The 24,939-nt window shown below is 64.1% G+C and carries 23 protein-coding genes and 1 tRNA gene; 14 read left to right on the top strand and 10 right to left on the bottom strand.

The features are described 5' to 3' along the window. The first annotated feature begins 1 nt into the window (after window position 1). Genes VVR41_RS07910 through VVR41_RS07900 form a run of 3 tightly spaced genes read left to right on the top strand, consistent with a single transcriptional unit; the run spans window position 2 to window position 1,803 of the window. Window positions 2-577 (top strand): RsmD family RNA methyltransferase, encoded by a 576-nt coding sequence (locus VVR41_RS07910; protein ID WP_368524292.1) that lies wholly within the window; start codon window positions 2-4, stop codon window positions 575-577. A 3-nt stretch (window positions 578-580) separates the two neighbouring features. After that, the gene (coaD, locus tag VVR41_RS07905; protein WP_321101362.1) at window positions 581-1,057 is read left to right on the top strand and encodes a pantetheine-phosphate adenylyltransferase; all 477 of its coding nucleotides are present in this window, start codon (window positions 581-583) and stop codon (window positions 1,055-1,057) included. Then, a complete protein-coding gene (locus tag VVR41_RS07900) occupies window positions 1,054-1,803 on the top strand; it encodes a TSUP family transporter (protein ID WP_368524291.1) in 750 nt (249 codons plus the stop codon). The genes coaD and VVR41_RS07900 overlap by 4 nt, the downstream gene beginning before the upstream one ends. Before the next feature lie 8 nt (window positions 1,804-1,811). On the opposite strand, the gene VVR41_RS07895 is transcribed toward VVR41_RS07900, so the two are convergent. Genes VVR41_RS07895 through VVR41_RS07880 form a run of 4 tightly spaced genes read right to left on the bottom strand, consistent with a single transcriptional unit; the run spans window position 1,812 to window position 4,772 of the window. Further along, window positions 1,812-2,576, bottom strand: a complete 765-nt coding sequence (locus tag VVR41_RS07895; RefSeq protein ID WP_368524290.1) for an amino acid ABC transporter ATP-binding protein — start codon at window positions 2,574-2,576, stop codon at window positions 1,812-1,814. Window positions 2,577-2,579: 3 nt separating this feature from the next. Beyond that, on the bottom strand, window positions 2,580-3,533 hold the full coding sequence (locus VVR41_RS07890; protein WP_368524289.1) for an amino acid ABC transporter permease: 954 nt from the start codon (window positions 3,531-3,533) through the stop codon (window positions 2,580-2,582). 5 nt (window positions 3,534-3,538) lie between these two features. Next, a complete protein-coding gene (locus VVR41_RS07885) occupies window positions 3,539-4,453 on the bottom strand; it encodes an ABC transporter substrate-binding protein (RefSeq protein WP_368524288.1) in 915 nt (304 codons plus the stop codon). A 1-nt stretch (window position 4,454) separates the two neighbouring features. After that, the gene (locus VVR41_RS07880; protein WP_368524287.1) at window positions 4,455-4,772 is read right to left on the bottom strand and encodes a hypothetical protein; all 318 of its coding nucleotides are present in this window, start codon (window positions 4,770-4,772) and stop codon (window positions 4,455-4,457) included. A 107-nt stretch (window positions 4,773-4,879) separates the two neighbouring features. Between VVR41_RS07880 and VVR41_RS07875 the strand changes: the two genes are divergently transcribed. Next, window positions 4,880-4,953, top strand: a tRNA-Leu gene (locus tag VVR41_RS07875). 364 nt (window positions 4,954-5,317) lie between these two features. Here the strand turns inward: VVR41_RS07875 and VVR41_RS07870 are convergent. Both VVR41_RS07870 and trhA read right to left on the bottom strand, forming a co-directional pair. Continuing rightward, window positions 5,318-6,160, bottom strand: coding sequence for an SGNH/GDSL hydrolase family protein (locus VVR41_RS07870; protein ID WP_368524286.1), 843 nt, complete (start codon window positions 6,158-6,160; stop codon window positions 5,318-5,320). 171 nt (window positions 6,161-6,331) lie between these two features. Next, window positions 6,332-6,991: a PAQR family membrane homeostasis protein TrhA gene (trhA, locus tag VVR41_RS07865; protein WP_368524316.1), complete on the bottom strand. Its 660-nt coding sequence runs from the start codon at window positions 6,989-6,991 to the stop codon at window positions 6,332-6,334. A gap of 182 nt (window positions 6,992-7,173) precedes the next feature. On the opposite strand from trhA, the gene polA reads away from it, so the two are divergent. Both polA and VVR41_RS07855 read left to right on the top strand, forming a co-directional pair. Further along, window positions 7,174-9,813 carry a DNA polymerase I gene (polA, locus tag VVR41_RS07860; protein WP_368524285.1) on the top strand — a complete coding sequence of 880 codons (2,640 nt, stop codon included), beginning with the start codon at window positions 7,174-7,176 and terminating at the stop codon, window positions 9,811-9,813. Window positions 9,814-9,862: 49 nt separating this feature from the next. After that, entirely contained in the window at window positions 9,863-10,408 is a 546-nt protein-coding gene (locus VVR41_RS07855) for a hypothetical protein (RefSeq protein ID WP_368524284.1), read from the top strand. On the opposite strand, the gene VVR41_RS07850 is transcribed toward VVR41_RS07855, so the two are convergent. Beyond that, window positions 10,405-11,157: a class I SAM-dependent methyltransferase gene (locus VVR41_RS07850; protein WP_368524283.1), complete on the bottom strand. Its 753-nt coding sequence runs from the start codon at window positions 11,155-11,157 to the stop codon at window positions 10,405-10,407. The genes VVR41_RS07855 and VVR41_RS07850 overlap by 4 nt on opposite strands. Before the next feature lie 226 nt (window positions 11,158-11,383). On the opposite strand from VVR41_RS07850, the gene rpsA reads away from it, so the two are divergent. The 6 genes from rpsA to VVR41_RS07820 all read left to right on the top strand — a co-directional run bounded on the left by rpsA (window position 11,384) and on the right by VVR41_RS07820 (window position 17,078). Further along, window positions 11,384-12,844 (top strand): 30S ribosomal protein S1, encoded by a 1,461-nt coding sequence (gene rpsA / locus VVR41_RS07845; protein WP_368524282.1) that lies wholly within the window; start codon window positions 11,384-11,386, stop codon window positions 12,842-12,844. Between the two features lie 94 nt (window positions 12,845-12,938). Further along, window positions 12,939-13,547: a dephospho-CoA kinase gene (coaE, locus tag VVR41_RS07840; protein WP_368524281.1), complete on the top strand. Its 609-nt coding sequence runs from the start codon at window positions 12,939-12,941 to the stop codon at window positions 13,545-13,547. Window positions 13,548-13,593: 46 nt separating this feature from the next. Continuing rightward, on the top strand, window positions 13,594-13,947 hold the full coding sequence (locus VVR41_RS07835; protein ID WP_368524280.1) for a DUF4259 domain-containing protein: 354 nt from the start codon (window positions 13,594-13,596) through the stop codon (window positions 13,945-13,947). Between the two features lie 23 nt (window positions 13,948-13,970). Beyond that, window positions 13,971-16,070 carry an excinuclease ABC subunit UvrB gene (gene uvrB / locus VVR41_RS07830; protein WP_368524279.1) on the top strand — a complete coding sequence of 700 codons (2,100 nt, stop codon included), beginning with the start codon at window positions 13,971-13,973 and terminating at the stop codon, window positions 16,068-16,070. 19 nt (window positions 16,071-16,089) lie between these two features. Then, window positions 16,090-16,551, top strand: coding sequence for a universal stress protein (locus tag VVR41_RS07825; RefSeq protein ID WP_321102048.1), 462 nt, complete (start codon window positions 16,090-16,092; stop codon window positions 16,549-16,551). Window positions 16,552-16,634: 83 nt separating this feature from the next. Beyond that, window positions 16,635-17,078, top strand: a complete 444-nt coding sequence (locus tag VVR41_RS07820; protein WP_321102050.1) for a universal stress protein — start codon at window positions 16,635-16,637, stop codon at window positions 17,076-17,078. A gap of 5 nt (window positions 17,079-17,083) precedes the next feature. On the opposite strand, the gene VVR41_RS07815 is transcribed toward VVR41_RS07820, so the two are convergent. The 3 genes from VVR41_RS07815 to VVR41_RS07805 form a co-directional block, all read right to left on the bottom strand. Next, window positions 17,084-19,324 carry a HelD family protein gene (locus VVR41_RS07815; RefSeq protein ID WP_409338294.1) on the bottom strand — a complete coding sequence of 747 codons (2,241 nt, stop codon included), beginning with the start codon at window positions 19,322-19,324 and terminating at the stop codon, window positions 17,084-17,086. A gap of 141 nt (window positions 19,325-19,465) precedes the next feature. Then, the gene (locus VVR41_RS07810) at window positions 19,466-20,407 is read right to left on the bottom strand and encodes a DoxX family protein (RefSeq protein ID WP_368524278.1); all 942 of its coding nucleotides are present in this window, start codon (window positions 20,405-20,407) and stop codon (window positions 19,466-19,468) included. Between the two features lie 97 nt (window positions 20,408-20,504). Further along, the gene (locus VVR41_RS07805) at window positions 20,505-21,107 is read right to left on the bottom strand and encodes an MBL fold metallo-hydrolase (protein ID WP_368524277.1); all 603 of its coding nucleotides are present in this window, start codon (window positions 21,105-21,107) and stop codon (window positions 20,505-20,507) included. A 103-nt stretch (window positions 21,108-21,210) separates the two neighbouring features. Between VVR41_RS07805 and uvrA the strand changes: the two genes are divergently transcribed. Both uvrA and infC read left to right on the top strand, forming a co-directional pair. Further along, a complete protein-coding gene (gene uvrA / locus VVR41_RS07800) occupies window positions 21,211-24,066 on the top strand; it encodes an excinuclease ABC subunit UvrA (protein ID WP_368524276.1) in 2,856 nt (951 codons plus the stop codon). A gap of 315 nt (window positions 24,067-24,381) precedes the next feature. Then, window positions 24,382-24,903, top strand: a complete 522-nt coding sequence (gene infC, locus VVR41_RS07795; RefSeq protein WP_321101886.1) for a translation initiation factor IF-3 — start codon at window positions 24,382-24,384, stop codon at window positions 24,901-24,903. Window positions 24,904-24,939: the final 36 nt, after the last annotated feature.

The raw sequence follows: 24,939 nt of genomic DNA, 5'->3' as shown, positions 1-24,939 counted from the left end.
AATGAACCGTATTATTTCGGGCGAGGCCCGGGGCCGAAAGATTAAGGTGCCGCCGGAGGGAACCCGGCCCACGTCCGACCGCGCGCGCGAGGGACTGTTCTCCTCGCTGCAGGTGCGCTTCGGCATCGCCGACCAGGTTGTGCTCGACCTCTTCGCCGGTTCGGGCGCGCTCGGCCTCGAGGCCGCGTCCCGCGGGGCGGCGGAGGTCGTGCTCGTGGAGAACGACCCCAAAGCAGTGGAGGTCATCGAGTTCAACGCCGGGGTGGTGGGTCACCCGAACGTCCGCGTCGAGCCCGTGAAGGCCTCGACCTACCTGGCCAGGGCCCCGCGTGAGCACTTCTCGATGGTCTTTGCCGACCCGCCTTATGCACTGACCGACGAGGCAGTCGCCGAGATGCTGGCTGCGCTCGAGCCCGCGCTTGTCGACGGCGCCGTGGTCGTCGTCGAGCGCCACCGCGAAAGCCCGGAGACAGCCTGGCCCGCCTCGTTCACGCCGACGACGCAGAAGCTGAAGAAGCGCCTGTACGGCATCGCGCGCATGGACATGGCCGTCTACGCCACACCAGAGGAGCATTAACCCATGACCGTCGCCGTATGCCCCGGATCCTTTGACCCCGTCACCAACGGGCACCTCGATATTTTCGAGCGCGCCGCGCGCCACTTCGACGAGGTGATCGTGCTCGTTACCGGAAACCCGACGAAGACCTCGGGCCTGTTCACCGTCGCGGAGCGCGTCGACCTGATCCGCAAAGTTACCCGCCGCGTGGGCAACATCCGCGTCGATTCGTGGGGCGGGCTGCTCGTCGACTACACCTCCGCCCACCACGTCACCGCTTTGGTCAAGGGGCTGCGTTCCTCTCTCGACTACGAGTACGAGCTGCCCATGGCGCAGATGAACCGCCGGCTGACGGGGGTGGACACGTACTTCCTGCTCACCGACGAGCGCTACGGGTACACCTCGTCGTCGTTGTGCAAAGAGGTAGTGAAGTTCGGTGGCGACGTCACGGGCCTCGTTCCCGACCACGTGGCAGAGGCAATGAGGGAGAAGCTGCGGTGACGCTCGCCGCGATCGGTGTCTTTATCACCGTTCTCATCGGGTCGTGCCTGCAGCGGATTTCCGGCATGGGGGTCGGGCTGATAGCAGGACCAGTGATTTCGCTGTTTATCGGTCCCGTCCAGGGCATTTTGCTTGTCAACGTGCTGGCCACCTTGAACGCGGCGCTGACCACGCTGACCGTGCGCCGCGACGTGTGCTGGCGCAAGTTCGTCTCCATCGCGCCGTATCTGGTCCTCGGGGCCGTTCCGGGGGCGTTGCTCATCCGTGCCGTGTCCTCGTCGCTGCTCATGGTGATCGTGGGCGTGCTGTTGCTAATCGCACTGGGTGTTGTGACTCTGGGCAAGCGCCACCTGCCGCGCGTGGAGGGGCCAGTCCCGGCCGCCGCCTCCGGTGTCGTCGGGGGTTTCATGAACACTTTGGCGGGGATCGCCGGGCCCGCCATCACCGTCTACGCCCAAGCGGCGCGCTGGGACCAGCGCACGTACGCCGCGACGCTCCAGCCGATTTTCATGGTCGGTGGGGCGACCTCTTTTGCCATCAAAGAGTTCACGGGGGCAGCCGAGGTTGGTGCCCTCGGCGTCGAGCTGTGGGTTGCCGGGGGACTCGCCATGGTGCTGGGTCTTACTGCGGGCACGCGCCTGGCGCCAAGCGTGCCCAGCGACAAGGCCCGCAACATCGCGCTGGGCCTCGCCTTCCTCGGTGGCGGGACCGCTGTAGTGCGCGGTGCCGCGGGCCTGTTGATGTAGCCAGCGTTCTAGAACAGAGTGGACAAAAACGCCCGGGTGCGGTCCTCGCGTGGGTTGTCGAGGACCTCGCTCGGCGCGCCGTATTCCACGACGCGCCCGTCCGCCATGAAGGCCACCTTGTCGGCGACTTCGCGGGCGAAGTTCATCTCGTGGGTGACCACGAGCATGGTCATGCCATCGCGGGCCAAGTCCTGCATGACGCGCAGGACATCGCCGACGAGTTCGGGATCGAGCGCGGAAGTGGGCTCGTCGAAAAGCATGAGCTTGGGGTCCATGGCCACAGCGCGAGCGATCGCCACACGCTGCTGCTGGCCACCGGAGAGCTGGATCGGGTAGGCATCAGCTTTCGACACCAACCCGACCATGTCGAGCAACTCCATCGCGCGCTTGGTGGCCTGAGCGACCTTCTCGCCCTTGACCTGGACCGGCGCCTCGATGATGTTTTCCAGCACCGTGCGGTGGCCGAACAGATTGAACTGTTGGAACACCATACCGATGTTGCGGCGCTGCTTCGCCGCGTCCTTCTCGCTCATCTCTCGCAGAATGCCGTCGCGCTCGTGGTAGCCGATGAGCTCGCCGTCGACGTAGAGTCGCCCGGCGTTGACCTTCTCGAGGTGGTTGACGCAGCGCAGGAAGGTCGACTTGCCGGAGCCGGACGGGCCGATGAGGCAGGTCACCTCACCGGGCTGAACCTCGAGGTTGATGCCTTCGAGAACGTTGAGGTTGCCGAAGGACTTCCAGACGTCAACAGCCTTAATCATTGGAGTGGTCATGGTTTAGCGTCCCTTCCGCTCGGGGCTGTCGATGAGGTTGACCTTGGACGGGATCGTGCCTTCCGCGTCAGCGAGGCTGGCCAGCTGGCGTGCGGTGAGCTGCCGGGTCGCGCCGCGGTCGAAGTGCTTCTCCACGAAGTGCTGGCCGATCATCAGCACCGACGTAATGGCCAGGTACCAGGTGGCGGCGACCAAAAGCAGCGGCACCGGCTCGAACAGCGCGGCCGCGATGTCCTGGGAGCGGCCGTACAGCTCGAGCGAGTAGGGCACCGCGACGACGAGGGAGGAGGTCTTGAGCAGGGAGATAAACTCATTGCCGGTCGGCGGAATGATGATGCGCATCGCCTGGGGCAGCACCGTTCGGCGCATGGTCTGGGACCAGCTCATGCCGAGCGCCTTCGATGCCTCAATCTGGCCCTCGGGAACCGACGAGACACCCGAGCGGACGATCTCTGCCATGTAAGCAGCCTCGTTGAGCCCCAGGCCCACCACGGCAAGCAAGAACGCCGAGGAGGTAAACGGCGCCAGGGAGATGTTGGCCACGCCGAGGTTAATCGTGTCGTAGATTGCGCCCAGAAGGCCCCAGAACATCAGCTGGACGTAGACCGGGGTACCGCGGAAGATCCACAGGAACAGCCAGCTCACGGACGTGAAAACGGGGTTCGGGCTCATCCTCATCACGCCGAGCAGCACGCCACCGACCACGCCGATGATCATCGCGAGAACTGTGATGGCGAGCGTGTGTAACGCCGCAATGGCAATGCGCGTGTCGAAGAGGTAGGCGAAGTACGTGGACCAGCCGTAGGCCGGGTTGCGTGCCGCACCGATGACAAACCACACCAACAAAGCGATGAGTACGGCGGCAAGGGCCCAGCGGCCCGGGTGGCGAAGAGGCTTCGCGTGAATGCGCTCCGGCGGTCCGGGGCGCGTCGCGTGGGTCTGGAGAGTGGAGCTCATGTGCGCTACACCTTTCCGTTCAGGGGTTGTTCATTGATCAACGCTTCGTTGAGGTAGCCCGTGGAGACGTTCCACTGCTCCAGGATCCTCTGGTACTCGCCTGTTTCGATGAGGTGCTGCATGGCAGCGGCCATCGCAGGTGCGAGCGGAGAGTCCTTAGGGACGGCGAAGCCGTACGGAGCGGCATCGAACATTTCACCGATGAGCTCGAGCTGTCCATCGGAGCGCTCGACTGCCCAAGCGGTGACGGGGGAGTCCGCGCTGAATGCGTCGGCGCGCTCCACCAGCGCAGCGAGCGCTGCGTTGTCGGAGCTGTCGAAGGACAGGATGTTGATGGGGTCGTCGCCGTTGGCGATGCACTCGTCGTTCTTCGGGCGGACGTCGTCAGTCTCAGAAACCGTCGTGCGCTGAACCGCAATGGTCAAGCCGCAGGGATTGTCCGGGTCGACGTCGCTGCCGGGCACCGCCGCCCATTGAATGCCGGCGTAGAGGAAGTTGACAAAGTCGAAGGACTGGCGGCGTTCCTCGTTGTCGGTGAACCCGGACATCCCGGCGTCGAGAGTGCCAGCCTGAACCGCAGGAAGGATCATGGAGAAATCCATTTCCTGCGGGTCGAACTCGAGGCCCATCACGGCCGCGACGGCCCGTCCGAGGTCGAGCTCCAAGCCGATGAGGTTGCCAGCGGAGTCTTTGAACTCGAACGGCGCGAACGGCGGGTTCGTCCCCACGGACAGCTTTCCGTCTGCGGCGACGCCGTCTGGCACCATAGCGGCGATCTCGGGCCGCTCGGCGGGGACAATCGGCTCCCATCCGTCAGGGTTTCCGCCCTCGGTATTAGTCACGCAGGCGCTCAGCGCGCCGAGCGATACCGCAGCCAGGGCTGCGGCCGCGGCGCGGGCGCACAAGTTGGTCGGGCGCATCCTAGCGCGGGATAAAGCGGGAGGCGATCTGGATGATCTGGCCGATCACGGTGATAGCGGCGAAGACGAGCAGCCAGGTCGAAGACGTCTCACCAAAGCCCTGGGAGCTGGTCTCCGGGTCGCCGGACGACATCTTCTCCCAGCCCTTGAGCTCGCGCTCGACCAGGTCGGCGGGGTTGTAAGAATCGGGGAGCGTGGAACCGGAAACATAGGCCTCGCCAACACCCTCCAGGGAGGTGTCCTGAGCGTGGGCGGGGGCGGTGGCTGCACCAGTCGCGACGATGAGGGCGAGGGTGCCTGCAATGAGAGATTTACGCATAGGCGAATAGTACACAGGCGTTCCCGACCTGCGCGAATCTCCGCTGAGTAGATTGTTGGACCCTGAATTATTCGGTCTGGGCGCACTGCGCTAAACTGATTCGGCAAGCCCCAGTAGCCCAATTGGCAGAGGCAACGGATTCAAAACCCGTCCAGTGTGAGTTCGAGTCTCACCTGGGGCACAAAAAACGCAGGCCACAGATTTTCTGCGGTGAGTGGCGCGGGTGAAAGTAGCCAATAAAGTGGCGCGTGAGATCTGGTCGTTCATCTCCGCCACCTCCACGCTCTCATTGAGTAGGGCGTACGCGTGGAGTGGGCACCGTGTTCGTGTGCCCCACAGGCCGCCGGCACGTTCCCTCTGACGTGGGCCCGTTGTGCCGCGAATGTCGCTTCGGGCGGCGAGGCAGAGGCCAGGAGGGCAATAGTGAGGATCGTTGTGTCCCTCGCAGCCCACCAACTGCCCGTACTCGTAGAAATGCTCTCTACTCGCCGGCCTGAAAATCAGTATCGGCGAATAGAGAGCAGTGTGTCCGCAGCAGCGGTGGGTTAGCGCACGGCGGCGACGACCTGGTTGGCCAGGCGGATGTGTCCCTGATTGGTCGGGTGGAGCGGAAATGCGTTGTCGAAAGAAGAGAAGCCCAGCGGGGAAAAATCACGGTGACCCGGTTGTGCGCACCAGCCGGAGGCCTCAGCGGGAGGGGCGACGTAGGTGACTCCCTCGCGGGCGGCGACCTCACTCATCACGGAGTTCACCGACCCGATGTACGCCTGGAGACCCCGCTTGTCCTCCGGAGACATGAACCCAGTGAAGAAACATGATGCGTCAGGATTGCCGAGGGGGTCAAGGTAGCCGAGCAACACGATTGCGGCTCCCGGAGCTGCGCGGAAGCGGGCGTCACGCACGATCTCGGTCAGCTGTTCGGCGAGGGCTCCGCGATTGACTACTGCACCCATCGGTGCGCAGTTGCCAGACGAGCCCAGCACTGCCTGGGAACATAGTGGCGCGACATGGCTCACGAATTTGGGGTTGGCGCCCATTTGAATGGTGACCAGCCCGGTATCCGGGCCGATGGCGTCGCGCTGCGCTGGAACAATCTGCCCGGCTTTGGAGCGGGCGTTCCAGTAGTGTCCAACTACCGCGCCAGCGCAGGACACGTCGGCAAGCGGCATGCCCAGCTGCCAGGCAATCTGGTTCGGGTAGTTGTCCTTGCTGCGTCCGCAGGAAACGGACTCGAAGTTCGAGAAATTGATTTCGGTCGGCGAACCAACTGCAGTCGAGCTGTCGCCGATGGCGACATATTTACCGACGGGTGCGGCATGGGCAGGTGCAATAGAGGAAAGTGCGGCGAGCGCGGTAACGGCTCCCACTAGAAAACGGCGAATAGTCACAGTCGAATTCTATCCCTTGTTGAGCTCGAATCCAGCTGCGTTTATCCAAGACAGCGGAATCGGAGCGTGGGCGTAAAGCTGGGTAAAGCACTTCTCAGCCGAGTTCATGGCACGCGCTCGATCGTGCGGGATTAGGCGCCGAGTAGGTCTCGGTGGCCGCAGCGTAAGGTATTAGCCTGCCTGAACCACGACGATCCACACCGCCACGAGGTGGAGTACGGCCGCGACGATGGTGAGGGTGTGAAAGTGCTCGTGATACCCGTAGATCCGTGCCTCGCGGCCCGGCCACTTGAAACCGTAGAGTGCTGCGCCGACGGAGTAGGCTACGCCGCCCAGAAATAGCAGCCAGACCACAGCGGGATCGGCAGCACGGAGCAGCACCGGCAGCAGCGGGACGATCAACCACCCCAGCGCCAAGTAAACAACGACGTCGAGCCAGCGCGGATGGTCGATCCACACCATGTTCAAAATGACTCCGAGCAGCGCCCCCGCCCAGGCGACAGCAAGCATCCAGGTCGAATGAGGCGGATCCAGCAAGATGGCGCACATCGGCGTGTAGGTCGCCGCGATAAAGACCGCGATGGTGGAATGGTCGGCTCGGCGCCACCACTTTACGGTGTCGGCGGATTTCCACGGCCAACGGTGGTACAGCCCGGATACCGCGAACAGCAGCGTGAGCCCGGCGCAGTAGATGCTGACGCTCATCGCCTCTTTCCACGGCAGCGTCATCCACGCGTAGGTGATGAGCACCGCGGACGCGATCGCGGATGCGAAGGCGGCGACCAGGTGCGCCCAACCGCGGGTGACAGGCCGCGGGCCACGGTCGGCCATGGTGAATGTCCGCTCGATGTAGCTCACGCCGCCAAGGCTACAAACGCAGGTGATCTAGCGCCAATAGGCAGTGCGCGACCTCAAGCGCATCTGTGCCGCATAGCCCCAGGATCACAGTTGCTGAGGACGTGCAGAGTGCTCAGTGCGTGACGTGTCCGGGTCGCTGTCTAGACTCGGGAACCGTGACTAAGCGCCTATTGCTCATTGACGGACACTCCATGGCTTTCCGCGCTTTCTACGCGCTGCCGGCGGAGAACTTCTCCACGTCCGGGGGCCAGCACACGAACGCGGTCTACGGGTTCCTCTCGATGTTTGCGAACATCGTCGCCGAGGAGAAGCCGACCCACGTCGCGGTGGCCTTCGACGTCGGCCGCACGACCTTCCGTACGGAGAAGTTCCCAGAGTACAAGGCGCAGCGCGAGGCGGCTCCCCCCGAGTTCAAAGGCCAGGTCCCGCTTATCGACGACGTCCTCAACGACCTCAGCATCGTTACCCTGTCGAAGGAGAACTTCGAAGCCGACGACATCGTGGCGACACTCGTGACCCAAGCCCGCGCCGAGGGGGGCTACGAGATCGTCATTGTCACGGGTGATCGTGACTACCTGCAGCTTGTCGACGACACCACGACCGTCCTCTACCCCACGAAGGGCGTCTCCGTGCTGACCCGCTTCACACCGGATGAGGTAGAGAAGAAGTACGGATTGACCCCTGCTCAATACCCGGACTTCGCGGCGCTGCGCGGCGACCCCTCGGACAACCTGCCGAGCGTGCCCAAGGTGGGGGAGAAGACCGCCACGAAGTGGATCTTGCAGTACGGCACCCTTGACGGTCTGGTCGAGCACGCCGATGAGATCAAGGGTGTGGCCGGAAACAACTTCCGCGAGCGGATCGACCAGGTTCTGCTTAACCGCGAGCTGACCCGGATGGTCACCGACGTCGAGCTGCCGGTCGTGCCCGACGATCTCGAGCTCAAGCCGGCGGACGTGTCCCGTGTGGCGGCGTCCTTCGATTCCCTGGAGTTCGGCGTCAACCTGCGCGAGCGTGTGCTCGCCGCGGTCCCCACGGAAGGGAATGCGCCTGAGGTCGAGACCGTCGAGCTCGACGAGATCGAGGTCTCGGATGCGCCGCTGGATCAGTGGCTGGCCGAGCGCGAAGGCGAGGGTCTGGCGTTCTTCCTCACCGGCAATGGTGCGCCGAACCGCGGGGACGCGTCGGCGCTTGCGATCGTCGATAAGCAGCGCCGCGGCATCCAGAAGGACCTGGCGGATCTCTCTCCGGCCGAGGACGCCGCGCTGAAAGCATGGGCCGAGTCGGACGCACCGAAGTACCTCCACGAGGCCAAGCGCGCGTTTCATATGCTGCGCGGCCGCGGGATCACCTTGCGCGGCATCGCGCACGACACCGCAATCGCGGCGTACCTGCTGCGGCCCGGTCAGCGCACCTACGAGCTTGTCGACGTCTACCAGCGCCACCTGCAAGGCCAGCTCGGCCAGGCCTCGGACCAGCTCAGCCTGATGGGCGATACCACGCTCATCGATTCCGCCGCCGCAATCCTCGAACTCGCGCAGGAGCTGTCCACCCAGCTCGGCGACATCGACTCCTTCGAGCTGTACTCCGACCTGGAGCTTCCCCTGGTGAGCATCCTCGCGGAGATGGAGGACGCCGGTATCGCCGTCGACGCCTCAGTCCTCGAGGGCGAGCTGAAGCGATTCACGGCGCAGGTTGCAGAGGTTGAGGAACAGGCGCGCCGGCTTGTCGGCGAAGACTCGCTGAACCTGTCCAGCCCGAAGCAGCTCTCCGCGGTACTGTTTGACAAACTCGAGCTGCCGAAGACGAAGAAGACCAAGACGGGGTACTCGACTGCGGCGAAGGAGATTGAGGCGCTGGCCGCCAAGAACCCGCACCCGTTCCTCGACGCGCTTCTGGCGCACCGCGAGTACCAGAAGATGAAGTCCACCATCGAGGGATTGATCAAGACGATCCAGGACGACGGGCGCATCCACACGACGTTCAACCAGACCGTCGCTTCCACGGGCCGGTTGTCCTCGACCGAGCCGAACCTGCAGAACATTCCGGTGCGCACTGAAGCGGGCCGCGTCATTCGCTCGGCGTTTGTCTCTGGCAGCGACTACGAGTGCCTGCTGACCGCCGACTACTCGCAGATTGAGATGCGCGTGATGGCGCACCTGTCCCACGATGAGGGGCTGATCGAGGCGTACCGCGAGGGCGAGGACCTCCACAACTTCGTCGGCTCCCGTGTGTTTGACGTACCCATCGACGAGGTCACGCCAGAATTGCGCCGCCGCGTGAAGGCGATGAGCTACGGCCTCGTGTACGGCTTGTCCGCATTCGGGCTGTCCCAGCAGCTCAACATCTCACCCGCTGAGGCCAAGCAGATCATGGAGAACTACTTCGAGCGCTTTGGCGGGGTGAAGAACTACCTCGGCGAAGTGGTGGAGCAGGCACGCCGTGTCGGCTACACCGAGACTGTCTTCGGGCGGCGCCGCTACCTGCCCGAGCTGACCTCAGACAACCGCCTGGCCCGCGAGAACGCCGAGCGCGCCGCGCTCAACGCGCCGATCCAGGGAACTGCGGCCGACATCATCAAGGTCGCCATGATCCGGGTCGACCGTGCACTGGACAAGCACCGCTCCCGGGTGCTTCTGCAGGTGCACGACGAACTCGTGGTTGAGGTTGCTCATGGTGAACTCGACGAGGTCCGCGCGATCGTGGAGCGAGAGATGGACGAGGCGATTACCCTCCTCGTGCCCCTCGAGGTCTCCGCCGGAACGGGTGCGAACTGGGACGAGGCAGCGCACTAGGCGGAACGCGATCCCAGGACCGATTCGCGCACAGCCTAGAGTTGTTCTCATGGTGAAACGACTCTCCGCCACCCTTGCCGCCGCTGGCCTGGTACTTGCAGGTTGCTCAGTGGGAGAAGGCTCTGGCCCTGGAACGGTGACCATCACCGCGACCACGTACGTCGACGCGGGGGCACCCGCCGACGATGCGGGCGGGGTACCAGCTTCTGAGCCCGGAGCCGGCGCGGTCGCGCAACCTGACGCCGGCACGGTGCCGGCCAGCCAGGTGGGAGGGGAGTGCGGCACCGTCGGCGACGGTATCCGGGTGAGGGCCTACAGTGCTACGTCCTGCGAATTCGCCATGGCCATCTATCCGGTGGCCATCTCCGCGACGTACACGCTGCACCGCTCGAGCCCTTCGGCACCCGGCGCAGATGCGGCGAGCGGACTCTCGGTGGTCAGCCCGGTAACCGGTCAGACCTATCCAATCACCTGCTTCAAGACGTCGTCGGGAAGCACGCTGAGCTGTTACAAGCCCGACGAGGAGAAGACCGTCGGAGCCGACTTCAGTGGCCCGACCGAGGCCTACTGGCATTCCAACCAGTCGCCGATCTAGTTCGGCGCTGCCGCTGGATCAGCCGCGCAGACGAAGATTGCCGTGCCGGGGAAGATGCGCCCGCGCTCCGGGGACCACTGGCCCCAGGTCTCGGTGAGCTCTGTGGGCCACTCGGGCTCGATGACGTCGTGAAGCTCGAAGCCCGTGGCACGCAGGGCCCGAACGTAATCGCCGAAGGTGCGGTGGTACTCCGCGTAGGTGAGGGTGCCGTCGACCGCGCGTTCCTCGTATTCGCGCTCGAAGTAGGGGATGCAGGCAGTGAACGCCTGCGGGTCGTCCGGGAAGACCCACCGCATCGGGTGGTTGACGGAGAACACGAACCTCCCGCCGGGGACCAGGACGCGGCGGATCTCAGCGAGTGCGGCCTCAATGTCGCGCACAAAGGGCAGCGCGCCGAAGGCGGAGAAGGCGACGTCGAATGCTGCGTTGCGAAAGGGCAGTGCGAGCACGTCGGCCTGGGCTAAGGCGAGGCGGTCTACACGCGGTGCGCGGGCGAGCATGCCGCGCGAAATGTCGACGCCAGCGACCAACCCGACGCCGTCGGCGGCTAGCCACGCCGCACACGGGGCAGAGCCGCAACCGATCTCGAGGACGCGGGCGCGGGAGACGTCGCCAAGCAAGCGCACGTCCTTCTCCGCGAGCATCTCCGGCGACCAGTGGAACCCGTCCAAGTAGGCGGCGTGGTCCGCGTGGTATCGGGCCGCGTCCGCGTCCCAGTGGGCGCGGTTAGCGGCAGACGGCGAAACCATGGACGACTCCTTTAATCCGATTGGTAAAACATTTGCCCTAGCTGGGAAAAGGGACTACTATTCCAGGGGCGTATCTGCGCCGAGGGGTGTTCCACGCTGTGTAGGAGGGCTGGGACAGACCTGAAGTGAGATCGGGATGCGGCTAACCTGCAGGTCGGCGCGTATTTCCGAGAGATGCGCTCATGTCCATTTTCGATCTCCTATCCATTTCGGAGCACTTTAACTTATGCCCACTTCCAACGCACCCCAGGTTGCCATCAACGACATCGGCAGCGCTGAGGACTTTCTCGCCGCAGTAGACGCGACCATCAAGTACTTCAATGATGGCGACATCGTCACCGGCACCGTCGTCAAGGTCGACCACGACGAGGTTCTCCTCGACATCGGATATAAGACCGAGGGCGTCATCCCCACCCGCGAGCTCTCCATCAAGCACGACGTCGACCCGGACGAGGTCGTCGAGGTCGGCGATGAGATCGACGCACTTGTCCTGACCAAGGAGGACAAGGAAGGCCGCCTCATCCTGTCCAAGAAGCGCGCACAGTACGAGCGCGCCTGGGGCACCATCGAGGAGCTGCAGAACAATGACCAGCCGGTTACCGGTACGGTCATCGAGGTCGTCAAGGGCGGCCTTATCCTCGACATCGGCCTGCGCGGCTTCCTGCCGGCATCGCTCGTCGAGATGCGCCGCGTGCGCGACCTGGAGCCGTACATCGGCCAGGAGCTCGAGGCGAAGATCATCGAGCTGGACAAGCACCGCAACAACGTGGTTCTGTCCCGCCGTGCATACCTGGAGGAGACCCAGTCTGCGGTCCGCTCCGACTTCCTGCACCAGCTGCAGAAGGGCCAGGTCCGCAAGGGTGCTGTGTCCTCCATCGTCAACTTCGGTGCCTTCGTCGACCTCGGCGGCGTAGACGGTCTCGTCCACGTTTCCGAGCTGTCCTGGAAGCACATCGACCACCCGTCTGAGGTCGTCACCGTCGGCGACGAGGTCACCGTCGAGGTTCTCGACGTCGATCTCGACCGCGAGCGCGTTTCCCTGTCGCTGAAGGCGACCCAGGAGGATCCGTGGCGCGTCTTCGCCCGCACCCACGCTGTGGGCCAGATCGTCCCGGGCAAGGTCACCAAGCTCGTCCCGTTCGGCGCCTTCGTCCGCGTCGAAGAGGGCATCGAGGGCCTCGTCCACATCTCCGAGCTGGCTCAGCGCCACGTGGAGGTTCCGGACCAGGTTGTCACCGTCGGCCAGGAGGTCATGGTCAAGGTCATCGACATCGACCTCGACCGTCGCCGCATCTCCCTGTCGCTCAAGCAGGCTGACGAGGACTACACCGAAGAGTTCGATCCGTCCCGCTACGGCATGGCCGACTCCTACGACGAGCAGGGCAACTACATCTTCCCGGAGGGCTTCGACGCGGAGACCAACGAGTGGATGGAGGGCTTCGACGAGGCTCGCCAGGCATGGGAGGCCCGCTACGCAGAGGCCGAGCGCCGTTTCCAGGCCCACACGGCCCAGATCGAGCGCCACCGTGCAGCCGCAGCCGAGGCTGCGGAGCAGGGCACCGACTCCAACTACTCCTCCGAGTCTGACGCTGCAGCTCCGGCAGCGGACCAGGCTGAGGAGTCCATCGGTTCCCTCGCGTCCGACGAGCAGCTCGCTGCTCTGCGCGACAAGCTGGCTGGCAACTAAGCCGCCACAGGTTGTAGCTGGCGCTAGCTAGCTTTTCGACGGCCCACCCTCCCGCATCGGCGGGGCGGTGGGCCGTTCGCCTATCATGGGCCGCATGCTCAGGATCGGACTCACAGGCGGTATCGGCAGCGGCAAATCGACCGTGGCGCGGCTGCTCGCCGAGGCGGGTTTCCCCGTCGTGGACGCAGACCAGGTTGCACGCGACAACATGTCGCCGGGCTCGAAGGTTCTGCGCGAGGTCGCAGCCGAATTCGGCGCCGACATCCTCGGCCCCGACGGCTCGTTGGACCGTGCCGAGCTGGCGCGCAGGGCCTTCGCCACCCCCGAAGCAACCGCGCGGCTGAACGCGATAACGCACCCGGCGATCCGGGAAGAATCCGAGCGTCGCCTTGCAGCGCACGAGCGCGATGGTGCCAAGGCTGCGGTATACGACATGCCGCTTCTTCTCGAGCTCGGGCTCGACGCGTCGATGGACCTCACTGTCGTGGTGCACACGGCGCAGGAGGAGCGGGTGCGGCGGCTCGTCGAAAAGCGGGGGCTCGATGAGGCTGATGTGCGCAACCGCATGGCGCGCCAGATGGGGGATGAGGAGCGGCGCGCGCGTGCCGATGTCGTCCTCGATAACAATGGCTCGGAGAAGGACCTTGCGCGGCAGGTCGACGGCCTGATCGCGCGCATTACGGAAATGTCCCCAGACATTTAGCATTTAGTTAGTTCGAATTAGCTTTCCGTGGTTAGTGTTGCTCTGCATGGGAACCTGGAACTTTGGGCCGTTTGATAACGACCGCGCCCGTGACGCGGTGCGGCAGCTGGCCGACGGCACGTTCCACATGAACCAGTTCCGCTTCGAATGCGGAGACGCACCGTTGGACTCGGGTTGTGCCGAGGTGATCATCGCGCTCAACGCCGTGATGAACGGCCACATTCCGTGCAAGGAGTTCACCCGTGCACTGGACTACGAGTTCACGTTCGGGGACCGCCGGTGGCTGCGGACGAAGCTGCGCGAGGCCCTCGACCCGCACCGCTCAGAGTTGTACGAAATGTGGAGTGACGCCGGCGAGCTCGAGCAGTGGCTGGAGGCGACAGCCGCCGCCGCCAAGTAGCGCGGGCCGATTAGGATGGGCGCATGGCTTTCGCTGCTGAACACCCCGTCATCGCCCATTCCGAGTTTCGCCCGGTAGGCGAGATTCAACGGAGGGAAAAGCCCTTCGAGGTCGTCTCAGAGTTCCAGCCCTCGGGCGACCAGCCGGAAGCGATCCGCCAGCTCGACGAGCGTCTGCGCAAGGGCGAGCGCGACATCGTGCTGATGGGTGCAACGGGTACCGGTAAGTCCGCGACGGCAGCCTGGTTGATCGAGAAGCAGCAGCGCCCCACGCTGGTCATGGCGCCGAACAAAACGCTGGCGGCGCAGCTGGCCAACGAGCTGCGTCAGCTGCTGCCGAACAATGCCGTTGAGTACTTCGTGTCCTACTACGACTACTACCAACCCGAGGCGTACATCGCGCAGACTGACACCTACATCGAGAAGGATTCCTCGATCAACGACGACGTGGAGCGCCTGCGCCACTCGGCGACGTCGGCGCTGTTGAGCCGGCGCGACGTGGTGGTTGTCGCGTCTGTCTCGTGCATCTACGGCCTCGGCACCCCGCAGTCGTACCTCGACCGGTCTGTGGTGCTGCGCCAGGGGGAGGAGGTCGACCGCGATCAGTTCCTCCGCCTGCTTGTCGACGTCCAATATGAGCGCAACGACATCGATTTCAAGCGCGGCACCTTCCGCGTCAAGGGCGACACCGTCGACATCATCCCGGCCTACGAGGAAGTCGCCGTGCGCGTCGAGTTCTTCGGCGACGAGGTCGACGAGCTCTACTACATCCACCCGCTCACCGGGGACATCCTGAGCAAGGAAGAAGAGGTCCGCATCTTCCCGGCAACCCACTACGTCGCCACCGAAGAACGGATGGACAAGGCTATCGAGGCAATCAAGGAGGAGCTCGCCGGCAGGCTGGAAGACCTGGAGAACCGCGGTAAGCTGCTCGAGGCGCAGCGGCTGCGCATGCGCACCGAGTACGACCTCGAAATGATCCAGCAGGTCGGTTTCTGCTCGGGAATCGAGAACTATTCGCGGCACATGGATGGACGCCCGGCGGGCTCGGCTCCCGCGACGCTGATCGATTACTTCCCGGAGGACTTCCTCACCATCATCGACGAGTCCCACGTCACCGTTCCCCAGATTGGCGGCATGTTTGAAGGCGACATGTCGCGCAAGCGCAACCTGGTGGAGTTCGGTTTCCGCCTGCCGAGTGCGGTGGACAACCGTCCGCTGACGTTCGACGAGTTCGAGGCGCGCGTCGGCCAGACCGTCTACATGTCGGCCACCCCCGGCGACTACGAGCTCGAGGCGTCGGGCGGCGAGTTCGTCGAGCAGGTGATCCGCCCCACGGGCTTGCTCGACCCGAAGGTTACGGTCAAGCCGACGAAGGGGCAGATTGACGACCTGATCGAGGAAATCCGGCAGCGTGTAGAGAAAGATGAGCGCATCCTCGTGACCACGCTGACCAAGCGCATGGCGGAGGACCTGACGGACTACCTGCTCGACAACGGCATCAAGGTCCGCTACCTGCACTCTGACATCGACACTCTGCAGCGCGTCGAGCTGCTGCGTCAGCTGCGCCTGGGCGAGTACGACGTGCTCGTGGGTATCAACCTGTTGCGCGAGGGCCTCGACCTGCCGGAGGTGTCACTCGTTGCGATTCTCGACGCCGACAAGGAAGGCTTCCTACGTTCGACGAAGTCGCTGATTCAGACGATCGGCCGCGCAGCGCGAAACGTCTCCGGCGAGGTCATCATGTACGCCGACCAGGTCACCGAGTCGATGGCCGCTGCTATCGACGAGACCGAGCGGCGCCGCGAAAAGCAAATCGCCTACAACACTGAGCACGGCATCGACCCGCAGCCGCTGCGCAAGAAGATCGCCGACATCCTGGACCAGGTCTACGAGAACGCGGACGAGGACGGTGCAGGGCGGCCGGGCGGCGAGGCCGCGGTTGTGGATCGGCCGGACGTATCCACCATGGCGTCGGACGAGGTGCAAAAGCTTATCGACGACCTCACGGCCCAAATGGGTGCCGCCGCCCGCGAGTTGAAGTTCGAGCTCGCCGGTCGCCTGCGCGATGAGATCGCGGATCTGCGCAAGGAAATGCGTGGTATGAAAGAAACAGGAAACTAGGAAGGATCGGGGTATTCTTATGCACTCTTACACGTCGATTGCGGTGGGCACGGATGGCTCCGCAACGTCTCTTATGGCCGTGCGATCGGCGGCAAGCCTGGCGCGTGTCTACGACGCTGATCTCACCGTAATCTGCGCGCACTATTCCGCCAGCGGCTCGATGCTCAACTCCACGAACGCCGAGCTGTCAAAGGTCGAAATCGTCAGCGACAGCGACGCCGAACACATTCTCAACACCGCGAAGGGCATTGCCGAGGAGGAGCAGGCTCCGCGTGTGAACCTCGTTGCTACCCCGGGATCTCCCGCGAACGTCCTGGTGGAGGCTGTGCGTGATTACGGGGTCGATCTGCTCGTGGTGGGCAACAAGGGGATGCGGACCCTTGCGGGGCGTATCTTCGGCAACATCCCGGGCAACGTGGCGAAAAAGGCTCCGGTCGACGTGATGCTCGTTGACACCCGTGCGGAGGGCCACGACCAATAGGTCGACCAGGAAGCTGGGGGGTTGACCGGGGAGTAGACTCAGGGACTGAATCTGCTCTCCCCACGAAAGGTATGCGTACTGAGATGGGCAGCACTTATGGCACTATCGTCGTCGGCAGTGACGGTTCGAAGTCGTCGTTCCTCGCCATCGAACGGGCTGCGACAATCGCGGCCGCGTTCGACTCCGCGCTGATTATTGGCACCGCCTACTACGAGACGGAGGAGGAGGCGTCGAAGGCCATGCGCCAGGATTCTGTGACCATCCTCGGTGATGAGCAGGCCCGCGTGAACCTCGAGAGGGCGGCGGACCACGCCCGCGCGGTGGGAGCAGCCAACGTCGACACAGCGATCCGGCCGGGCACGCCGGTCGAGGCGCTGATGGCGATTGTGAACGAGAACAATGCGGACCTCCTCGTCGTTGGCAACCGCGGCATCAACTCCCTGACCGGCCGCCTCCTCGGGTCCGTTCCGGCGGACGTCGCGCGTCAGTCTGACTGTGACGTCATGATCGTCCACACCGTCAACTAGACCGCCTACTCTAGTTCGAGCTCGCCGACGATGGTGAGCGTTTGGGTGGCGCGCGTGACCGCGACGTAGAGGTCGTGGAGGCCCTGCGGGGACGCCGCCGCAATCGCTTGTGGGTCCACCACGACAACGTGGTCGAATTCGAGGCCTTTGAAGTGCGCGACGTTGTCAGCTGTGATTACTGCGTGTGTGCGTCCGGGATCCTGCCCGGCGTCGTCCGGCACGAGCGCGCCCGTTTCGCTCCCCGCTGGAGCAAAGGACACGGGAACTCCCGTCGAACGAATCGCAGTCGCAGGTTCCGCATCCGGATCGATCCGGCGCAGGATCTCATTTGCCACCTCCATGATCTCCGCAGGAGTGCGGTAGTTCACGGTCAAGGCATGGGTGCGGAATCGCTTGCCGACGAACGGCTCAAGCGCGGCACTCCACTCGTCTGTGCCGGCGGGAGACGAGGTCTGGGCGGTATCCCCGACGAGTGTCATCCACCGCGATGGACAGCGGCGAAACACCATGCGCCACTCCATGGGGGACAGCTCCTGGGCCTCGTCGACGATGACGTGGCCGAAGGCCCATGTGGAGTCCTCCCGGGCACGCTCGGCAGTGCTGCGGATGTCGGTCACACGCTGGCGCTTAGCGAGGGTTTCGGCGTCGATGACGTCGTGAGCGGAGAGGATTTCCGCCTCGAACTGGTCGTCGTCGTTGTCCGTAGCCTCGGACGAGGAGAGGATATCCAAGGCGTCCTCGGCCTCGGCAACTTGTTGCTGCCACTCTTCGCGCTCCTTGCGGGCGCGCTCTTCCGCGTCGTCGCGGCCGATGAGCTCGGCCAGTTCGTCGACAAGCGCGGTGTCCGAGTGCGCACTCGGTGTCCCCGGCGCGCGGTAGAGGGCATCACGGGTGTAATCGTCGTAGTCGCCGGCGACGGCATCGATCGCCTCGCGCGAGGTGAGGACCTCGTTGAGCACCTCGACGGGATCGAGAGTGGGGAAGTGTTCGTCAATGAAGGCCTGCACGTGGGGCTCGTCTAGGAGGTCGTCGTGAAGCTGGTCGACATCGGCTGCGCTCAGGAGGTTCTCCCCGCCGAGGGGGTCGGCGCCGATGCGGGTCGCAAGCGCGCCGGCCAGGGAGCTCACGAGTGCTTCGGTGAAGACTGCCCGGGCCTTGTTGTGCGGCTGGCGGGAGCGCCTAGCCTTCGTGCGCGCGGCCTTGACCATGGCGGGTGTGGCGTGAATGGTCACCGAGCCGATGGTGAGCGCGACCTCGGTGGTGGGCACTGTCTGATACATCTGCACGGCGCGTTTGAGGATGGTCACCATCTCCTCGGATCCCTTGACTTCGCGCGCCGCAAGAGATTCCTCGGTGGCGTCTGGGCTAAACCCCGGCACGAGGTCGGCGACGGTGCTCAGCACCACGCCCGTTTCTCCGAGCTCGGGCAGAACCCGGGAAATGTAGTCCAAGAAGGTGCCGTTCGGTCCGATGATGAGCACGCCCGTGCGCGAGAGCTGCTCGCGCCATGTGTAGAGCAGATAAGCGACGCGGTGCAGCGCCACTGCGGTCTTGCCGGTGCCCGGCCCGCCCTGGACAACGAGCACGCCCCGGGTGGCGTCCCGAATGATCTCGTCCTGCTCGCGTTGGATGGTCTCGACAATGGACTGCATCCGGCCGGTGCGGGCCCTGTTCATCGCCTCGCGCAGGGCTGCTTCATTTCCGACGTGGGACTGCTCCGCCGCCGATCCCTGGCCCGACAGTACTTCGTCGTCGATTCCGGTGACGTGGCGCCCGCGCATGCGGATATTGCGGCGGACGTGGACGCCTTCGGGGTTCGCCGTTGTGGCCAGGTAATAGGGGCGTGCCATCGGGGCGCGCCAGTCGAGCAGCAGCGTCCGGTAATGGTCCGAGCGGTCGTCGATGCCCATGCGGCCGATGTAACGTTGGTCGAGTGCTGGGTTGTAGCCGGCGGGGTTCTCCGGCTGTGGGTCTTCGACGTCAATGCGGCCGAAAACGAGACCCACCTCAGCTATGCCGAGCATATCGAGCTTGGAGTTCAGGGCGTGGTACTCCGTCTCGCGGCGCACGAGGGCATCCGGGTCCGGATTGTCAGGGTCAACGTCAGCCTGCACCTCGGCGAGCTTGGCGCGGGCCGCGCGGACTTCGGCATCGAGGTGCGCAAACAAGGTGTCGACGTAACGCTGTTCCTTCTCCACATCCTGTGCACCATCGTCGTGCACGCTCGAATCTGCGGGGTGGGTCACCCACGCACCTCCTTCAACTCTCCTGCGACGGACTTTTCTTGTGTGCTGCTGCGCTCACTCAAAGGGGATGCAACTTTAGCAGCGCAAAGCCCCGCCCCCCAACACATTCGGGGAAACGGGGCAGGGACCTAAGCCAGCGGACTAGGCGTACTTCTTGATGGCCTTGTTCACTGCCTTGGAGGCGCGCTTCTGAGCCTTATTGGCCTTGCGCTTCCACTTGCGCTGCTCGCGCTTGGACGGCGCGGCATCGAGGTTGTCGAAGGCGGACTGCAGAACATCCACGGCCGACTGGGCGCGGTCCTGCAGCTTCGAGGCTGCCTTGTTCACCTTGCGCTTTGCCAGGAACTTGTCGGTGGCAGACGGCTGCAAGTCGTTCAGGGAGGACTGCAGGTCGCTCACGAAGCCGTTGACCTTGCGCTTGGCCGCAGCCTGCTGAAGCTTGGACGGCTTAACGTCGTTGTACGTGCTCTGCGCCTGGTCTGCGGCGGTGGAGAGGAAATCAGAGGCGCTGTCAGCAACGTTGGCAGCAGTCTTCTTCCAGTCATCCTTGTTGTCGTCGACGTAGGAGGTGACCTGGTCGGTAGCGTCGGAAATCCAGTTGCCGGCCTTGCTCATGGCCTTCTCGGTCTCGGACTGTGTCGGCAGCGCCTTCTGCACGCGCCATGCCAGGCCCGGCTTGCCAGCGGTGTCGACGGATGCGAGCAACACGCCACCGAGCAGGGACAGGTCGGTCAGCGCACCGTTGCGGCGGCGGGCCTTCTCCTGGTCGTCGTTCGACTCCCAGAAAGCGTGGCGGCCCAGCAGCGACGGAACGGTCGCCGCGGCGAGCAGCGTGGCGGACAGACGCGGCATCTTGCCCAGAGCGAAAAGGCTGCCGGCGCCGACCTTGACACCGCCAACGGCGAGCGCCGCCGTCTCGGGGGAATCAGGGATGAACCCGCGGTACTGCGGCGGCACGAAGGTGCGCGCCTTCTTCAGGACAGACTCAGCATCCTCGCGGCGTGCGGACGGGTTAACAAGGGTGTCAATGCCGTCGGCAACGTAGGCGGACGCCAGCATGGGGCGTGCAAACTTGCGGATCATAAGGTGTTCATTCCTTTTCCATGCGGTTTCGAAAAGTTACACCATCCACTCTAGACATTTCTCACCGAGGCGTGCCACGGCCTCGGATGGCTAAGGGCTACCAGCGGCGCTCCCACCACTCGCCCAAGCTGGGGCGTTCTGCCCCGAGGGTGGTGGCGTCACCGTGGCCCGGGTGGACCACCGCGGAGTCGGGGTAGGTATCGAAAAGCTTCTCCTTGACGTCGCGGAAGAGACGGACGAAGTCACCCTCCGAATCGGTCTTGCCCAGCCCGCCCGGGAAGAGGGAATCGCCGACGAACAAGTGGGTCTCCCCGTCGATCGGTGCAACGAGACAGGCTCCCCCGGGGGTGTGGCCGCGCAGGATGTGGACCGGAAACGAGTGTCCGGCGAACTCTAGGGTGTCGCCGTCGCGAAGCTCGCGATCGACCGCGACCGGCATAGCGGGGGAGTCGAGGTAGGCCGCCCAGTGGGTCGCGCCAGTGCGCGCGATCACCTCGGGAAGCGCACCAACGTGGTCGTGGTGGCGGTGGGTTGTCAGGACGTGAGTGATCTCCACGCCGGCGTCGGCCGCGAGTTGAAGGAGGGCGTCGGCGTTAGCGGCGGCGTCGATAAGCAAGCCCTCTCGGCCTGAGGCGATGAGGTAGCAGTTGTTGTCCATGTCGGAGACGGACACCTGGTGTAAGGAGAGTTTGTCGGTCATGGCTGCCAGGGTAGCCGGTGAGACCCGTCGAGACTCGTAATGCGTGCGTTCGCTGGTAAGTTCGATACGGAAAAATTTCCTGCACAGCGAAGGGCGATATGTAGTGGCGGATCGGCTAACCGTGCGCGGCGCGCGCGAACACAACCTCAAGGGCGTCGACGTTGAACTGCCCCGCGACAAACTGGTGGTCTTCACGGGGTTGTCCGGCTCCGGAAAGTCCTCGCTCGCCTTCGACACGATCTTCGCGGAAGGGCAGCGGCGCTACGTTGAATCCCTCTCTTCCTACGCGCGCATGTTCCTCGGCCAGATGGACAAGCCGGATGTCGACTACATCGACGGCCTGTCGCCGGCGGTGTCCATTGATCAGAAGTCGACGAACCGTAACCCGCGCTCGACGGTCGGCACCATCACGGAAATCTACGACTACCTGCGTCTTCTCTACTCGCGCGCGGGCACCGCGCACTGCCCGGTGTGCGACGCAGTGATCGAGCGCCAAACCCCACAGCAGATTGTTGACCAGGTGCTGGAGCGCGAGGAGCGCACGAAGTTCCAGGTGCTTGCGCCGATCGTGCGCAAGCGCAAGGGCGAGTTCGTCGATGTGTTCGCGGACCTCGCCGCCCAGGGGTACTCGCGTGTCACCGTTGACGGCGAGACCTACCAGCTTTCGGACCCCCCGAAGCTGGAGAAGCAGGTCAAGCACACGATCGACGTGGTTGTCGATCGCCTCCAAGTTACGGAGAGCCAGAAGCAGCGTCTCACGGATTCCGTAGAGACGGCGCTCAAGCTTGCCGACGGCCTCGTCGCCTTCGAATTCGTCGACCTCGACGAGGACGACCCCGAGCGCTACCGAATCTTCTCAGAGAAAATGGCCTGTCCCAACGGCCACGCCCTCAGCGTCGAGGAGTACGAGCCCCGCGCGTTTTCGTTTAACTCGCCGTTTGGCGCCTGCCCGGCCTGCGACGGACTCGGCGTCCGCAAGGAAATCGACACCGAGCTGGTGATCCCGGACCCGGATGCTCCGGCTGTCGACGCCTTCCAGCCCTGGAACTCGAGCCCCAACAAGGGGTACTTTGTCAAACTCATCGAGGCGCTGGCGGCGGAAGAAGGCTTCGACCCGAACGCGCCGTTTTCCTCCCTGTCGAAGACGCAGCAGAAGCACCTCATTTCGGGTTCAAAGACGAAAGTGACGGTGCGCTACAAGAACCGCTACGGCAGGCAGCGCACGTTCTCCGCCGCCTACGAGGGAGTCATCGGCTACCTTGAGCGCAAGCTGGAGCAGGCCGAGTCCGATGCCCAGAAGGACCGCTTGCTCGCCTACACCCGTGAGGTGCCGTGCCCGGCGTGCAAGGGGACGCGCCTGAAGCCGGAGATTCTTGCGGTGCGCCTGGATTCGACCACCCACGGCGAGAAGTCCATCGCGGGATTGACTGAGCTGTCGGTAGAGGACGCGTCCGAATACCTGGACAACCTGGTCCTCGGCTACCGGGAGGAGATGATCGCGGGCGCCGTTCTGCGTGAGATTCAGGCACGACTGCGTTTCCTGCTGGACGTCGGATTGAACTACCTCACTCTCGCGCGCTCGGCGGGAACGCTCTCGGGCGGCGAGGCCCAGCGCATCCGCCTAGCCACCCAGATCGGCTCCGGGCTGGCGGGAGTGCTCTACGTGTTGGATGAGCCGTCGATCGGTCTCCACCAGCGAGACAACCAGCGCCTCATCGCCACACTGCAGCGCCTCAGGGACCTCGGCAACACCCTCGTCGTTGTCGAACACGATGAGGATACGATCCACGCGGCCGACTGGATGGTCGATGTCGGGCCGCTGGCGGGCGAGTACGGCGGCGAGATTGTCTACCAAGGCGAGCCGGCGGGCGTTGTCAACGCCGAGAACTCGCTGACAGGTGACTACCTCGCGGGGCGCAAGGAAACTGCGGTGCCGGAGAAGCGCCGTCCGATTGACCCCGAGCGCAAGATCCACATCACCGGTGCGCGGGAGAACAACCTGGCCAACGTCAGTGTGACGATCCCGCTCGGCGTGCTCACCGCCGTCACGGGAGTGTCGGGGTCGGGCAAGTCGACGCTGGTCAACGAGATTCTGGCGAAGACGCTGCAGAACAGGCTCAACGGCGCGCGCCAGGTGCCGGGCCGGGTGAAGACGATCGACGGGTTGGACAACCTGGACAAGCTGGTGCAGGTCGATCAGTCGCCGATTGGTCGGACCCCGCGGTCGAACCCGGCAACGTACACGGGTGTGTTTGACAAGGTTCGCAACCTGTTCGCTGAGACGCAGGAGGCGAAGGTTCGCGGCTACAAGGCGGGACGCTTCTCTTTCAACGTCAAGGGCGGGCGCTGCGAGGCGTGCCGCGGCGATGGCACCATCAAGATCGAGATGAACTTCCTGCCCGACGTGTACGTGCCGTGCGAGGTGTGCGGCGGGGCGCGCTACAACCGCGAGACACTCGAGGTGCGCTACAAGGGCAAGAACATCGCCGAGGTCTTGAACATGCCCATTTCCGAGGCGGCCGAGTTCTTTGAGCCCATCACCTCGATTCACCGCTATCTCAACACGCTTGTCGACGTCGGACTGGGCTACGTCCGACTCGGCCAGGCCGCCACGACACTCTCAGGCGGTGAAGCACAGCGCGTCAAGCTCGCCGCCGAGCTGCAGAAGCGCTCCAACGGCCGCACCATCTACATCCTCGATGAACCGACTACCGGCCTGCACTTCGAAGACATTCGGAAGCTGATGATGGTGCTCAACGGGTTGGTGGATAAGGGCAACACGGTCCTTGTCATCGAGCACAACCTCGACGTGATTAAGTCGGCCGACTGGATTGTGGACATGGGGCCTGAAGGCGGCTCGGGCGGCGGAACAGTGGTCGCGGAGGGTACTCCCGAGGATGTTGCGGCGGTTGAGGGATCTTTCACTGGCCAGTTCCTCGCAGATATCCTCGCGCGATAGACCGCAGCGGATCGTTCGGTTTTGCTGCCTGCGGGTGGGTGTGCTACATTTGCGTCTACTACCGCCTGTGCCGGGGTTTCGGAAGTTTCTTCCGGATCCGGCGCAGGCCACAAGTGGAGTTTCTCCCACCCCACGCCGGCCGCTTAGCGGTCAGGATACGGGTTACAAGGTACGGCTTCCGCCGATGGCGGTCACGCACCTGGAAGGACTCCCGCGATGCTTATGGCTCGCGGGATTTTTCGTGTGGGATGGACTCGACAAGAGTGGTTCGGTAGCGAACGACATTGCCAGCATTCTCTAGTCTTAGGAGTTCTCATCAGCGCTGAAGCTCGGATTAATGAACGCATTCGCGTTCCCGAAGTTCGTCTCGTCGGTCCGTCCGGCGAGCAGGTAGGTATCGTCCGCACGGACGACGCCCGCAAACTCGCATACGAAGCCGACCTGGACCTCGTTGAGGTTGCAGCCTCGGCGAAGCCGCCCGTGGCAAAGATCATGGACTACGGCAAGTTTAAGTACGAGCAGGACCAGAAGGCCCGCGAGGCGCGTAAGAACCAGCAGCAGACCGTGGTCAAGGAGCAGAAGTTCCGCCCCAAGATCGATGAGCACGACTACCAGACGAAGAAGAGCAACGTCGAGCGCTTCCTGGAAAAGGGTAACAAGGTCAAGGTCACGATCATGTTCCGCGGTCGCGAGCAGTCGCGTCCGGAGCTCGGCTACCGCCTGCTCGAGCGTCTCGCAGAAGACGTCAAGGAGCTCGGCGTAGTCGAGTCCCGTCCGAAGCAGGACGGCCGCAACATGACCATGGTCTTCGGCCCGTCCCGCAAGGGCAAGAAGTAACGCGCGTTTTCTTTGGGAAAACGTCTCTCAACTCAA

This window comes from Corynebacterium sp. LK2510, from assembly GCF_040946405.1.
In the GTDB taxonomy this organism is placed as follows: domain Bacteria; phylum Actinomycetota; class Actinomycetes; order Mycobacteriales; family Mycobacteriaceae; genus Corynebacterium.
Note: the sequence above shows the minus strand (reverse complement) of the source record. Positions and strands in the feature narration are given on the sequence as shown.

Coding starts and splice junctions, on each gene's coding strand:
- VVR41_RS07910 (WP_368524292.1), top strand. CDS start 2: ATGAACCGTATTATTTCGGGCGAGGCCCGGGGCCGAAAGATTAAGGTG.
- coaD (WP_321101362.1), top strand. CDS start 581: ATGACCGTCGCCGTATGCCCCGGATCCTTTGACCCCGTCACCAACGGG.
- VVR41_RS07895 (WP_368524290.1), bottom strand. CDS start 2,576: ATGACCACTCCAATGATTAAGGCTGTTGACGTCTGGAAGTCCTTCGGC.
- VVR41_RS07890 (WP_368524289.1), bottom strand. CDS start 3,533: ATGAGCTCCACTCTCCAGACCCACGCGACGCGCCCCGGACCGCCGGAG.
- VVR41_RS07885 (WP_368524288.1), bottom strand. CDS start 4,453: ATGCGCCCGACCAACTTGTGCGCCCGCGCCGCGGCCGCAGCCCTGGCT.
- VVR41_RS07880 (WP_368524287.1), bottom strand. CDS start 4,772: ATGCGTAAATCTCTCATTGCAGGCACCCTCGCCCTCATCGTCGCGACT.
- trhA (WP_368524316.1), bottom strand. CDS start 6,991: ATGGCCGACCGTGGCCCGCGGCCTGTCACCCGCGGTTGGGCGCACCTG.
- VVR41_RS07855 (WP_368524284.1), top strand. CDS start 9,863: ATGGTGAAACGACTCTCCGCCACCCTTGCCGCCGCTGGCCTGGTACTT.
- VVR41_RS07850 (WP_368524283.1), bottom strand. CDS start 11,157: ATGGTTTCGCCGTCTGCCGCTAACCGCGCCCACTGGGACGCGGACGCG.
- rpsA (WP_368524282.1), top strand. CDS start 11,384: ATGCCCACTTCCAACGCACCCCAGGTTGCCATCAACGACATCGGCAGC.
- coaE (WP_368524281.1), top strand. CDS start 12,939: ATGCTCAGGATCGGACTCACAGGCGGTATCGGCAGCGGCAAATCGACC.
- VVR41_RS07835 (WP_368524280.1), top strand. CDS start 13,594: ATGGGAACCTGGAACTTTGGGCCGTTTGATAACGACCGCGCCCGTGAC.
- uvrB (WP_368524279.1), top strand. CDS start 13,971: ATGGCTTTCGCTGCTGAACACCCCGTCATCGCCCATTCCGAGTTTCGC.
- VVR41_RS07825 (WP_321102048.1), top strand. CDS start 16,090: ATGCACTCTTACACGTCGATTGCGGTGGGCACGGATGGCTCCGCAACG.
- VVR41_RS07820 (WP_321102050.1), top strand. CDS start 16,635: ATGGGCAGCACTTATGGCACTATCGTCGTCGGCAGTGACGGTTCGAAG.
- VVR41_RS07810 (WP_368524278.1), bottom strand. CDS start 20,407: ATGATCCGCAAGTTTGCACGCCCCATGCTGGCGTCCGCCTACGTTGCC.
- VVR41_RS07805 (WP_368524277.1), bottom strand. CDS start 21,107: ATGACCGACAAACTCTCCTTACACCAGGTGTCCGTCTCCGACATGGAC.